11 protein-coding genes and 1 tRNA gene are annotated in these 12,540 nt (G+C 68.0%); 8 read left to right on the plus strand and 4 right to left on the minus strand.

The features are described from left to right. Positions 1-191 precede the first annotated feature (191 nt). The 5 genes from F9278_RS10240 to F9278_RS10260 all read left to right on the plus strand — a co-directional run bounded on the left by F9278_RS10240 (position 192) and on the right by F9278_RS10260 (position 5,927). On the plus strand, positions 192-1,421 hold the full coding sequence (locus tag F9278_RS10240; RefSeq protein WP_193241422.1) for a branched-chain amino acid ABC transporter substrate-binding protein: 1,230 nt from the start codon (positions 192-194) through the stop codon (positions 1,419-1,421). Positions 1,422-1,528: 107 nt separating this feature from the next. Continuing rightward, positions 1,529-2,461, plus strand: a complete 933-nt coding sequence (locus tag F9278_RS10245; RefSeq protein WP_152168033.1) for a branched-chain amino acid ABC transporter permease — start codon at positions 1,529-1,531, stop codon at positions 2,459-2,461. A gap of 5 nt (positions 2,462-2,466) precedes the next feature. Continuing rightward, positions 2,467-4,293 carry a branched-chain amino acid ABC transporter permease gene (locus F9278_RS10250; protein WP_152168034.1) on the plus strand — a complete coding sequence of 609 codons (1,827 nt, stop codon included), beginning with the start codon at positions 2,467-2,469 and terminating at the stop codon, positions 4,291-4,293. A gap of 3 nt (positions 4,294-4,296) precedes the next feature. Further along, positions 4,297-5,214, plus strand: a complete 918-nt coding sequence (locus tag F9278_RS10255) for an ABC transporter ATP-binding protein (RefSeq protein WP_152168035.1) — start codon at positions 4,297-4,299, stop codon at positions 5,212-5,214. Further along, the gene (locus tag F9278_RS10260; protein WP_152168036.1) at positions 5,211-5,927 is read left to right on the plus strand and encodes an ABC transporter ATP-binding protein; all 717 of its coding nucleotides are present in this window, start codon (positions 5,211-5,213) and stop codon (positions 5,925-5,927) included. Before F9278_RS10255 ends, F9278_RS10260 begins: the two co-directional genes overlap by 4 nt. A 93-nt stretch (positions 5,928-6,020) precedes the next feature. Here F9278_RS10260 and F9278_RS10265 read toward each other — a convergent pair whose 3' ends face one another. Then, the gene (locus tag F9278_RS10265) at positions 6,021-6,674 is read right to left on the minus strand and encodes an ANTAR domain-containing response regulator (protein WP_152168037.1); all 654 of its coding nucleotides are present in this window, start codon (positions 6,672-6,674) and stop codon (positions 6,021-6,023) included. A 98-nt stretch (positions 6,675-6,772) separates the two neighbouring features. Here F9278_RS10265 and F9278_RS10270 point away from each other — a divergent pair. Both F9278_RS10270 and F9278_RS10275 read left to right on the plus strand, forming a co-directional pair. Continuing rightward, positions 6,773-6,855 (plus strand) — tRNA-Leu (locus F9278_RS10270). Positions 6,856-6,936: 81 nt separating this feature from the next. Continuing rightward, the gene (locus F9278_RS10275) at positions 6,937-7,683 is read left to right on the plus strand and encodes a helix-turn-helix domain-containing protein (protein ID WP_152168038.1); all 747 of its coding nucleotides are present in this window, start codon (positions 6,937-6,939) and stop codon (positions 7,681-7,683) included. Between the two features lie 4 nt (positions 7,684-7,687). On the opposite strand, the gene pyk is transcribed toward F9278_RS10275, so the two are convergent. Both pyk and F9278_RS10285 read right to left on the minus strand, forming a co-directional pair. Continuing rightward, positions 7,688-9,124 (minus strand): pyruvate kinase, encoded by a 1,437-nt coding sequence (gene pyk / locus F9278_RS10280; RefSeq protein WP_152168039.1) that lies wholly within the window; start codon positions 9,122-9,124, stop codon positions 7,688-7,690. A gap of 175 nt (positions 9,125-9,299) precedes the next feature. Then, positions 9,300-10,013 carry an SIMPL domain-containing protein gene (locus F9278_RS10285; RefSeq protein WP_152168040.1) on the minus strand — a complete coding sequence of 238 codons (714 nt, stop codon included), beginning with the start codon at positions 10,011-10,013 and terminating at the stop codon, positions 9,300-9,302. 181 nt (positions 10,014-10,194) lie between these two features. Here F9278_RS10285 and F9278_RS10290 point away from each other — a divergent pair, with 181 nt between their 5' ends. Next, on the plus strand, positions 10,195-12,003 hold the full coding sequence (locus F9278_RS10290; protein WP_152168041.1) for a 5'-nucleotidase C-terminal domain-containing protein: 1,809 nt from the start codon (positions 10,195-10,197) through the stop codon (positions 12,001-12,003). On the opposite strand, the gene F9278_RS10295 is transcribed toward F9278_RS10290, so the two are convergent. Beyond that, on the minus strand, positions 12,000-12,527 hold the full coding sequence (locus tag F9278_RS10295) for a GDSL-type esterase/lipase family protein (RefSeq protein ID WP_193241423.1): 528 nt from the start codon (positions 12,525-12,527) through the stop codon (positions 12,000-12,002). The genes F9278_RS10290 and F9278_RS10295 overlap by 4 nt on opposite strands. Between the last annotated feature and the right edge of the window lie 13 nt (positions 12,528-12,540).

Consider the following 12,540-nt stretch of genomic DNA (forward strand, 5'->3'; position numbering starts at 1 on the left):
GTACCGCTCTGCATTACCTCGTGTCATAACAAGAGCGTCACAGCCTTGGTCAGACTCTCCTCCACGTTCCCCACACACGCTTAGAGTCACGCCCAGTCACCGCGCCAACGGAATCGAAGTCACGTCTTCGGCCCAGCGCTCGACTCGGCCGCTTCCAAACAGGAAGGGCCGTGCCAGGGAAAGGACTGATCGTGCGTCAACGTTCGCTCATCGCCATCACCGCCGCTCTGGCGGCGGGAGCACTCACTCTCACCGCCTGTGGTTCGCGCGACGAGGGCAACGGCGGCTCGGACACCAGCGGTGGCACCAAGATCGTCATCGGCGTCGACGCCCCGCTGACCGGTGACCTCTCCGCCATGGGCCTCGGCATCAAGAACTCCGCCGACCTCGCCGCCAAAACGGCCAACAAGGAGAAGTACGTCGAGGGCATAACCTTCGAGATCGAGGCTCTCGACGACCAGGCGCAGCCCTCCTCCGGCCAGCAGAACGCCGCCACCTTCGTCGCCAACAAGGACATCCTCGGCGTCGTCGGCCCGCTGAACTCCGGCGTCGCCGAGTCCATGCAGAAGGTCTTCGACGACGCCAAGCTCGTCGAGGTCTCCCCCGCCAACACCGGCCCGACCCTCACCCAGGGCCCCAAGTGGGAGACCGAGAAGGTCCGCCCGTACAAGTCGTACTTCCGCACCGCGACCACGGACGCCATCCAGGGCCCGTTCGCCGCGCAGTACCTGTACAACAAGGCCAAGAAGACGAAGGTCTTCGTCATCGACGACAAGAAGACCTACGGCGCCGGCCTCGCGGGCACCTTCACCAAGGAGTTCGAGAAGCTCGGCGGCAAGGTCGTCGGCACCGAGCACATCGACCCCGAGACCAAGGACTTCTCCGCGGTCGCCACCGAGGTCAAGTCCTCCGGCGCCGACGTCGTCTACTACGGCGGCGAGTACCCGCAGGCCGGCCCGCTCACCAAGCAGATCAAGGCCGCCGGCGCCAAGATCCCCGTCGCCGGCGGCGACGGCATCAACAACCCGGCCTACATGGACCTCGGCGGCGACGCCGCCACCGGCGACTTCTCCACCTCCGTCGGCGCCCCGGTCGAGACGCTCGACTCCGCCAAGGAGTTCGTCGCCAACTACACCGAAGCGGGCTACAAGGAGCCCTACGCGGCCTACGGCGGCTACTCCTACGACAGCGCCTGGGCGATCATCGAGGCCGTCAAGAAGGTCGTCGAGGACAACGACGGCAAGCTCCCCGACGACGCCCGCGCGAAGATCACCGAAGCCATGCAGAACGTCTCCTTCGACGGCGTCACCGGCAAGGTCTCCTTCGACGAGTACGGCGACACGACCAACAAGCAGCTGACCGTCTACAAGGTCGAAGGCGGGGAGTGGAAGGCGGTCGAGTCCGGCACGTACACCGGCTGACCCCACCCGCACACACATGAGCCGCGCGGGGCGCTGCACTACAGCGCCCCGCGCGGACTCGCATCCGGTCACATTCGTCGAACATCCGAATCTCGGAAGGACATGCGGTGAACGAACTGCCGCAGCAGCTGGTCAACGGCCTGCTACTGGGATCCATGTACGGGCTGGTCGCCATCGGCTACACGATGGTCTATGGCATTGTCCAGCTCATCAACTTCGCCCACGGTGAGATATTCATGCTGGGCGGCTTCGGTGCCATCACGGTCTACCTGTACGTGCTGCCCGACGGCACCACCCTGTGGGTGGCGCTCCCCCTCATGCTCATCGGCGGCATCATCGTCGCCGTACTCGCGGCCGTCGGAGCGGAACGCCTCGCCTACCGCCCCCTGCGCACCGCCCCACGCCTGGCACCCCTGATCACCGCCATCGGCCTCTCCCTCGCGCTCCAGCAGGCCGTATGGGCCTGGTACCCGGACGCCAAGGAGTCCGTGAACTTCCCGCAGATCGACGGCGGCCCCTTCGAGATCGGCAACGTCACCATCCAGACCGGTGACATCTTCCTGCTCGTCGCCGCCCCGATCAGCATGGCGGTCCTCGCCTACTTCGTCATGAAGACCCGCACCGGCCGCGGTATGCAGGCCACCGCGCAGGATCCCGACACCGCCAAGCTCATGGGCATCAACACCGACCGCATCATCGTGGTCGCCTTCGCCCTCGGCGCCGCGTTCGCCGCCGTCGGAGCCGTCGCCTACGGCCTCAAGTACGGCCAGGTCCAGTTCCGCATGGGCTTCATCCTCGGCCTCAAGGCCTTCACCGCCGCCGTCCTCGGCGGCATCGGCAACATCTACGGCGCCATGCTCGGCGGCGTCGCCCTCGGCCTCGCCGAAGCCCTCTCCACCGCATACATCTCGGACATCCCCGGCATGGACCAGTTCGGCAGCCAGTCCTGGGCCAACGTCTGGGCGTTCGCACTCCTCATCCTCGTCCTTCTCGTCAGGCCCCAGGGCCTGCTCGGGGAGCGCGTGGCGGACAGGGCGTGACACCGATGACCACACAGACCACCGCATCCCCGGCGCCCGCCGCCAAGCACGACGACACTTCGAGGGGTCTCGTGGGCCTCCCGGAGAACACCGGCCGCGCACTCGCCACCGGCGGCGGCGCCCTCGCCGTCGTCTCCGCCTTCCTCTCCTGGACCTGGACCTCCGCCTTCCCCGGAAACCTCACCGTCTACGGCTACCCGGGCGGCCTCCAGATCCTCGTCCTCATCGGCGGCGCCCTCACCGCGCTCTTCGGCCTCGCCTCCTACGGCGTCAAGGGCCTGCGCTGGCTCACCCCCGCGGGTGCCGACAGCGCCATCAAGCTCGCCGCGCTCGGCACCTTCGCCACCGCCTGGTACACGGTCCTCGCCATCAGCCTCCAGCTCGGCGGCATCGTCAACCTGGAGCCCGGCGGCTACGTCGCAGCCGTCGCCACCCTCGCCGCCCTCCTCGGCGCCCTCGCCCTGCCCTTCACACGGCCGCAGCCCGAGACAGCAGACCCTGAGGACAGCTCCTGGGAACAGTTCCAGCTCGGCCTGCGCAACGCCTGGGCCGTCGTCAAGGCCTGCTTCGCCGGCGGCACCGCCGCCCCGGCACGCCAACTCCCCGCCTACGCCGAGATCCTGGTCATCGTCGCGGCACTCGCCCTCGGCCTGACCGTCTTCACCTACGGCATCGGCACCGAGTACGACGAACTCTTCGTCGGCTTCCTCATCACCGCCGGCTTCGGCTTCGCCGCCCTCTCCAAGGCCGGCCTCGTCGCCCGCGTCTCAGCGCTCACCGCCAAGCACCGCACGGTCACCATGATCGGCGCGTTCGCCGCGGCGGCGGCGTTCCCCTTCACCCAGTCCGACGACCGCTACGCGACCATCGGCGTCTACATCCTGATCTTCGCCACCGTCGCCCTCGGCCTCAACATCGTCGTCGGCCTCGCCGGCCTCCTCGACCTCGGCTACGTCGCCTTCCTCGGCGTCGGCGCCTACACCGCGGCCATGGTCTCCGGCTCCCCCTCCTCACCCTTCGACATCCACCTGCCCTTCTGGGCCAGCGCCATCCTCGGCGCCGCCGTCGCCATGATCTTCGGCGTCATCATCGGCGCCCCGACCCTGCGGCTGCGCGGCGACTACCTCGCCATCGTCACCCTCGGCTTCGGTGAGATCTTCCGCATCGCGGTCCTCAACATGGACGGCACCTCCGGACCCGACATCACCAACGGCTCCAACGGCATCGCCTCGATCCCCAACCTCAACATCCTGGGCTTCGACTTCGGCGCCGAGCACACCATCGCCGGGTTCACCATCGCCCGCTTCGCCAACTACTTCTTCCTCATGCTGCTCATCACCCTCGTCGTGGTGATCGTCTTCCGACGCAGCAGCGACTCCCGCATCGGCCGCGCCTGGATCGCCATCCGCGAGGACGAGACCGCCGCACTGGCCATGGGCATCAACGGCTTCCGGGTCAAGCTCATCGCCTTCGCCCTCGGCGCCGCGCTCGCCGGCCTCGCCGGCACCGTCCAGGCCCACGTCACGTACACCGTGACACCCGAGCAGTACCAGTTCGCCCACGTGGTCCCGCCGAACTCGGCGTTCCTCCTCGCCGCCGTCGTCCTCGGCGGCATGGGCACCATCAGCGGACCCCTCGTCGGCGCGGCACTGCTCTACCTCATCCCGGCCAAGCTCCAGTTCCTCGGCGACCTCCAGCTCTTCGCCTTCGGCATGGCCCTCGTGCTCCTCATGCGCTTCCGCCCGGAGGGACTCATCCCCAACCGGCGCCGCCAGCTCGAATTCCACGAAGAGGCCGAAGCACCCACAGTCCTCAGCAAGGCAGGGGCCTGACCCATGACCACCGACACCACCACCAAGGACGCCACCCCCGGCGCCACCCCCGCCGAGACCGTCCTCGACGCCCGCGGCGTCACCATGCGCTTCGGCGGCCTCACCGCCGTACGCAACGTCAACCTGACCGTCAACAGCGGTGAGATCGTCGGACTGATCGGCCCCAACGGCGCCGGCAAGACGACCTTCTTCAACTGCCTGACCGGCCTCTACATCCCCACCGAGGGCGAGGTCCGCTACAAGGGCCAGGTCCTGCCGCCCAAGTCCTTCAAGGTCACCGCGGCCGGCATCGCCCGCACCTTCCAGAACATCCGTCTCTTCGCCAACATGACGGTCCTGGAAAACGTCCTCGTCGGACGCCACACCCGCACCAAGGAAGGCCTCTGGTCCGCCCTGCTGCGCGGCCCCGGCTTCCACAAGGCCGAAGCCGCCTCCCGGGCGCGCGCCATGGAGCTGCTGGAGTTCGTCGGCCTCGCCGAGAAGGCCGAACTCCTCTCCCGCAACCTCCCCTACGGCGAGCAGCGCAAGCTGGAGATCGCCCGCGCCCTGGCCAGCGAACCGGGTCTGCTCCTCCTGGACGAGCCCACCGCCGGTATGAACCCGCAGGAGACGCGCGCCACCGAGGAACTCGTCTTCGCCATCCGCGACAAGGGCATCGCCGTCCTCGTCATCGAGCACGACATGCGGTTCATCTTCAACCTCTGCGACCGCGTCGCCGTCCTCGTCCAGGGCGAAAAACTCGTCGAGGGCGACAGCGCCACCGTGCAGGGCGACGAGCGGGTCGTCGCCGCCTACCTCGGCGAACCCTTCGAGGACGCGCCCGGTCAGGACGAGGTCGCCGAAGTCGAAGCCGCCGAAGCGAACGCCGAGCCCACGAAGGACACCGCGCCCGGCGCGCCCGGCAAGGAGAACGACCGATGACCGCACTGCTCGAAGTCGAGGACCTCCGGGTCGCCTACGGCAAGATCGAAGCCGTCAAGGGCATCTCCTTCAAGGTCGAGGCCGGCGAGGTCGTCACCCTCATCGGCACCAACGGCGCCGGCAAGACCACGACCCTGCGCACCCTGTCGGGCCTGCTCAAGCCCGTCGGCGGCCAGATCAAGTTCAACGGCAAGTCGCTGAAGAAGGTCCCCGCGCACGACATCGTCGCGCTGGGCCTCGCCCACTCCCCCGAGGGACGGCACATCTTCCCGCGCATGACCATCGAGGACAATCTGCGCCTCGGTGCCTTCCTGCGCGACGACAAGGCCGGCATAGAGAAGGACATCCAGCGCGCCTACGACCTCTTCCCCATCCTGGGCGAACGCCGTAAGCAGGCCGCGGGCACCCTCTCGGGCGGCGAGCAGCAGATGCTGGCGATGGGCCGCGCGCTCATGTCCCAGCCGAAACTGCTGATGCTGGACGAGCCCTCCATGGGCCTGTCCCCCATCATGATGCAGAAGATCATGGCCACCATCGCCGAACTGAAGTCCCAGGGCACCACGATCCTGCTCGTCGAACAGAACGCGCAGGCCGCGCTCTCCCTCGCCGACCAGGGCCATGTCATGGAGATCGGCAAGATCGTCCTCTCGGGCACGGGCGGAGACCTGCTGCACGACGAGTCGGTCCGCAAGGCGTACCTCGGCGAGGACTGAGGCCGACGCCGGACATCTCGTACGACGAGGCCCGCACCCCCTTTCAGGTAGGGGGTGCGGGCCTCGTCATACGCGTACGAGCGGGGGCGGAGGTCAGCCCTTGGCGGCCTTCTTCTCGTCGGCGTCCTGGATGACCGCCTCGGCGACCTGCTGCATGCTCATCCGCCGGTCCATCGACGTCTTCTGGATCCACCGGAACGCGGCCGGCTCGGTCAGCCCGTACTCCGTCTGCAGAATCGACTTCGCGCGGTCGACGAGCTTGCGGGTCTCCAGGCGGAGCGTGAGGTCGGCGACCTCCTTCTCCAGCTCCTTCAGCTCGGTGAACCGCGACACCGCCATCTCGATGGCCGGCACCACATCACTCTTGCTGAACGGCTTCACCAGATACGCCATCGCACCCGCGTCCCGGGCCCGCTCCACGAGGTCGCGCTGCGAGAACGCGGTCAGCATCAGCACGGGCGCGATGCGCTCCTCGGCGATCTTCTCGGCCGCCGAGATGCCGTCCATCTTGGGCATCTTCACATCGAGGATCACCAGGTCCGGCCGGTGCTCCCGGGCCAGCTCGATGGCCTGCTCGCCGTCCCCGGCCTCCCCCACGACGGAGTAGCCCTCCTCCTCCAGCATCTCCTTGAGATCGAGGCGGATGAGGGCCTCGTCCTCGGCGATGACGACACGGGTCGTCAGCGGAGGCACATGCGACTTGTCATCGTCGTCGGCGACGGGCTGGGGCGACTCGGGGGCGGTCACGGGGGCTCCTCGTTCGGGGCAGGGGTACTGCTGACAAGAGACTACCTAGCTGCAGGTCACTCCGGTGAACCGGTACACTTCCCGCAGCTACACAGCTTGCCCGGTTGGAGGAACTGGTCAGACTCGCGGTGCTCAAACCACCGTGCCTTAGGGCATGTGGGTTCGAATCCCACACCGGGCACTTCAGAAGCGGATGTTCACGTTCTCGTGAACATCCGCTTTTTGCTGCACGCGGTCGCGATCAGTCACCGAGAGTGGCCGCATGTACGACGCCAGCACACGCAAGCGAGCACTCGCACTGGTGGCTCAGGGGCGCAGCCTCAACTCGGTGAGCCGAGAAACCGGCATCTCACGCTCCGCCATCCGTGCCTGGCAGGAGCGCCTTGAGCCCCTGCCCCGAATGGCGACTCCGGCCCCCGGGCCACCCGCCGATGAACCTGCATACGCCTACCTACTCGGCCTCTATCTCGGCGACGGGTGCATCAGCGCCCACCCACGCGGTACTGGCTACTACCTCCGCATCGCGTGCGCCAACGCATGGCCCGGGCTCCTCAAACAGTGTCGCGAAGCGATCACGGCGGTACGGCCCGGCATTGGCGTCTACGCTCTCCAGAAAGAGGGCTACACGATGGTGACCAGCTACTACCGACACTGGCCTCTGCTCTTCCCCCAGCACGGCCCCGGCAAGAAGCATGAACGTCCCATCGCCCTCGCGCCCTGGCAGCAAACCATCGTCGGCACGTATCCCTGGGAGTTCATCCGGGGCCTCATCCACTCCGACGGCTGTCGCATCACCAACTGGACGACCCGTGTCGTCGGAGGGGAACGCAAGCGCTACGAATACCCCCGGTACTTCTTCACCAACGTGTCGAGCGACATCGTCCAGCTCTTCACAACAACGCTTGACCAAGTAGGCGTCGACTGGAAGCTCGCGAACGCACGCAACATCTCCATCGCCCGCAAGGCCTCCGTCGCCCTCATGGACACCCACGTCGGCCCCAAGTACTGACGGCCTACCTCGGGCCGTCGTCCTCCCCGATGTGGTGGACGCGCACCATGTTCGTGAAGCCGGCCACCCCCGGCGGCGACCCCGCCGTGATCACGACCACGTCTCCCTTCTTGCAGCGGCCGTACCTCAGCAGCAGTTCGTCGACCTGGTCGACCATCGCGTCCGTGGAGTCGACCTCGGGGCCGAGGAAGGTCTCCACGCCCCAGGTGAGGCTGAGTTGGGAGCGGGTCGCCGGGGCGGGGGTGAAGGCGAGGAGGGGGATCGGGGAGCGGTAGCGGGAGAGTCGGCGGGCCGTGTCGCCGGACTGGCTGAAGGCGACCAGGAATTTCGCGTCGAGGAAGTCGCCGATCTCGGCCGCCGCGCGGGCCATCGCGCCGCCCTGGGTGCGGGGTTTGTTGTGTTCGGTGAGGGGCGGGAGTCCCTTGGCCAGCATGTCCGACTCCGCCGCGGCCACGATACGGCTCATCGTGCGGACCGTCTCCACCGCGTACTTGCCGACGCTGGTCTCGCCGGACAGCATCACCGCGTCCGTGCCGTCGAGGACCGCGTTGGCCACGTCACTGACCTCGGCGCGCGTGGGCCGGGAGTTGTGGATCATCGAGTCGAGCATCTGGGTGGCGACGATGACCGGTTTGGCGTTGCGCTTGGCGAGTTTGACGGTGCGCTTCTGGACCAAGGGGACCTGTTCCAGGGGCATTTCGACGCCCAGGTCGCCGCGCGCGACCATGATGCCGTCGAAGGCGGCGACGATCTCGTCGATGTTCGCCACCGCCTGCGGCTTCTCGATCTTGGCGATGACCGGGAGCCGGCGGCCCTCCTCGTCCATGATCCGGTGAACGTGCTCGATGTCCCGGGCGGAGCGGACGAAGGAGAGCGCGATGATGTCGAAGCCCGTGCGCAGGGCCCAGCGGAGGTCCTCCTCGTCCTTCTCGGACATGGCGGGGACCGATACGGCGACCCCGGGCAGATTCAGCCCCTTGTGGTCGGAGACCATGCCGCCCTCAACGACCTTCGTGCGGACACGGGGGCCGTCGACCGCCGTGACCTCCAGGGTGACCTTGCCGTCGTCGACGAGGATCCGCTCACCGGGGCTGACGTCGGCCGCCAGGCCGTCGTACGTCGTGCCGCAGATCTCGCTGTCCCCCTCGACGCCCTCCTCCACGCTGATGGTGAAGGTGTCGTCGCGTTCAAGGAGTACGGGGCCTTCGGTGAAGCGGCCGAGGCGGATCTTCGGGCCTTGAAGGTCGGCGAGGGTGCCGACGCTGCGGCCGGTCTCGTCGGCGGCCTTGCGGACGTGCTGGTGGCGCTCGTCGTGTTCGGCGTGGCCGCCGTGGCTGAGGTTGAAGCGGGCGATGTCCATGCCGGCCTCGACCAGGGCCTTGATCTGGTCGTACGAGTCGGTGGCGGGCCCGAGGGTGCAGACGATCTTTGCTCGGCGCATGGGGCGAGCCTATGGCTTACCCGCCGGTAGTGATTTGGTGGAGCGTGACTACTCAACGGCCGTTGGGTGAAGGGTAATTGACAAGTGATCACCGAATGGCCGTCAGACCTTGAAGGCGTTCCGGGGCGGCCCGGGACGGCGCGGAGCGGTGCGGGGCGGTGCGGCCCGGCGTCGGTCACAGTCGTGGGGGCAGCATCGTGAAGCGGGCGTTGACCTGTGCGTGGACGCGCTGGCGCTGGGGTTCGAGGTCGAGGGGCGCGGCGAGGTCGTCGGCCGCGGCGGCCAGGGAGCGCATTCGGCCGCCGGGGGCCGGGGGGCCGACGGGCTGGGGGGCCTCGGCTCCGATGTCGGCGAGTTCGACGAGTGCGGCGAGGGAGGTGCCGAGGGCTTCGGCGTACTCCCTGGCGCGCTGCACGGCTTCGCGTACGGCCTGTTGGCGGGCTTGCCGGTGGGCGGGCGAGTCGGGGCGGAGGGACCACCAGGGGCCGTCGACGCGGGTGAGGTCCAGATCGGCGAGACGGGAGGTGAGTTCGCCGAGTGCGGTGAAGTCGGTGAGTTCCGCGGTGATGTGGACGCGGCCGTGGTAGGCGTGGACCCGCTCCCCCCTGCTCTTCTCCTTGAGTTCGGGGGTGATGGAGAAGGCGCCGGTCTCCAGCCGTTCGACCGCGTCGCCGTAGCTCTTGACGAGGTCGAGGACGGTGGCGTTGCGGCGGGTGAGGTCGTCGAGGGCGGCGCGCCGGTCCTTGCCCCGGGCGAGGACGGTGACGCCGATGCGGGCCGTTTCGGGGTCGAACTCCAGGTGGGCTTCGCCGCGGACGGCGATGCGGGGCGCGTCGGGGGTGCCGTAGGGGAGGGCGGCGGGCTGGGCTTCCTCGGGGCTGGTGGTCATACGCCCCACTCTGTCACTCGTGTCCGCCGCCCGTGGCCTGGTCGTGGCACCCGCAGGTCACCAGATCGAAACCTGTGGGGGCTGTTGCGGCGGGGGCGGGACGGGTCAGAATCTACGCGCGTTGTGGCATCCGATGTCTACGCGCGTTGAGACCGTCCGTTCCTCCGAGGAGTGCCCAGAGATGCCCCTGAACCGCCGGAAGTTCCTGAAGAAGTCGGCCGTGACCGGTGCGGGAGTGGCCGTCGCCGGTACGGCGATGGCTCCCGGCGCGCGGGCGGCCACGGCGACGGCCGGCGGGAAGAAGGCCCCGCAGCGGTACCGCTTCACCGTGATGGGGACGACCGATCTGCACGGCAATGTCTTCAACTGGGACTACTTCACGGACAAGGAGTTCGACGACAAGGCGCACAACGACGTCGGTCTCGCGAAGATCTCCACGCTGGTCGACCGGATCCGCAAGGAGAAGGGGCGCCGGAACACGCTGCTCATCGACGCCGGTGACACCATCCAGGGCACGCAGTTGTCGTACTACTACGCGAAGGTGGACCCGATCACCGCCAAGGGCGGTCCGGTGCACCCGATGGCGCAGGCGATGAACGCGATGGACTACGACGCGGCGGCGCTGGGCAACCACGAGTTCAACTACGGCATTCCGGTGCTGCGGAAGTTCCAGGAGCAGTGTCGTTTCCCGCTGCTGGGCGCCAACGCGCTGGACGCGAAGACGCTGCGCCCGGCGTTCCCGCCGTACAGCATGCACCGGCTGCGTACGAAGCACGGGCGGGATGTGAAGGTGGCGGTGCTGGGGCTCACCAACCCGGGGATCGCGATCTGGGACAAGGCGAACGTGCAGGGGAAGATGACGTTCCCGGGGCTGGAGGAGCAGGCGGCGAAGTGGGTGCCGAAGCTGCGGTCGATGGGCGCGGACGTCGTCATCGTGTCGGCGCACAGCGGGTCGTCGGGGACGTCGTCGTACGGTGATCAGCTGCCGTACATCGAGAACGCGGCGGGGCTCGTGGCCGAGCAGGTTCCCGGGATCGACGCGATCCTGGTCGGGCACGCGCACACGGAGATCCCGGAGTACTTCGTCACCAACAAGGAGACCGGGAAGCAGGTCGTGCTGTCGGAGCCGCTGAAGTGGGGGCAGCGGCTGACGCTGTTCGACTTCGAGCTGGTGTGGGGCAAGGGCCGCTGGACGGTCGAGAAGGTCGCGGCGCAGGTCCTGAACTCCAACACGGTGGAGGAGGACCCGAAGATCGTGAAGATGCTCGGTGACGAGCACAAGAAGGTTGTCGCGTACGTCAATCAGATCATCGGTACGAACGCGTCCGAGATGACGTCGGTGGAGGCGCCCTACAAGGATGTGCCGATCATCGATCTGATCAACCACATCCAGGCCGACACGGTGAAGCAGGCGCTGGCGTCGGGTGAGTACGGGTCGCTGCCGGTGCTGTCGCAGGCGGCGGCGTTCTCGCGGAGCGCGGTGATCCCGGCGGGGAACGTCACCATCCGGGACGTGGCGGGTCTGTACGTCTTCGAGAACACGCTGGAGGCGCGTCTGATGACGGGCGCGCAGATGAAGGCGTATCTGGAGTTCTCGGCGAACTACTTCGTGCGGACGGCGGCGGACGCGGCGGTCGATCCGGCGAAGCTGACGAACGCGAACGGGACGCCGGACTACAACTACGACGCGGTGAGCGGTCTGTCGTACGAGATCGACATCGCGAAGCCGGCGGGGTCGCGGATCACGAACGTGCTGTTCGAGGGCGCGCCGCTGGCGGACGACCGGAAGTTCGTGTTCGCGGTGAACAACTACCGGGCCAACGGCGGCGGCAACTTCCCGCATGTCGCCGCGGCCCCGTTGCTGTGGTCGAACTCGGACGAGATCCGTAACACGATGATCGCGTGGGTGACGGCGAAGGGGTCGATCGACCCGGCGGCCTTCGCCTCGGTGGACTGGAAGCTGACGCGGAACGGTACGCCGGTCTTCTAGGGGAACGGTACGCCGTTGCTCCGGAGGTCCAGGAGTGACAGGTCGACGGTGTCGGCGAGGGCTTTCGCGCCGGCGTCGTCGACGTGGAGGCCGTCGCCGCTGTTGTGGTCGTCGCGGATGCGGGTGGGGCGGTCCGGGTCCGCGACGGCGGCGGCGATGTCGATGACGGCGTCGAAGGGGTGGTCGGTGCCGAGGAGCCAGGTGTTGACCTCGGCGCGCACGTGCTGGCCCTCCTCGGTGTCGTAGCCGGGGTAGACCGTGCCGGTGTAGGGGCCGATGGTGGCGCCGATGACGGTGAGTCCGGCGCAGTGGATACGGTCGGCGAGGGCGGTCAGGCCGGTGACGAGGTCGGCGGCCGTGGGGAGCTTGGCGGGTTCGGGGAAGGCGATGGCGCCGGGCAGGCCGAGGTCGTTGAGGCCGGTGTGGACGATGACATGGCTGACGCCGGGGATGTCGAGGACGTCCCGCTCGACCCGGGAGAGCAGAGCGGCGCCGATCTCGTCGGTGAGGAGCCGGGTAGGCATTTTCCTTGCAGCC

The organism is Streptomyces phaeolivaceus (assembly GCF_009184865.1).
In the GTDB taxonomy this organism is placed as follows: Bacteria; Actinomycetota; Actinomycetes; order Streptomycetales; family Streptomycetaceae; genus Streptomyces; species Streptomyces phaeolivaceus.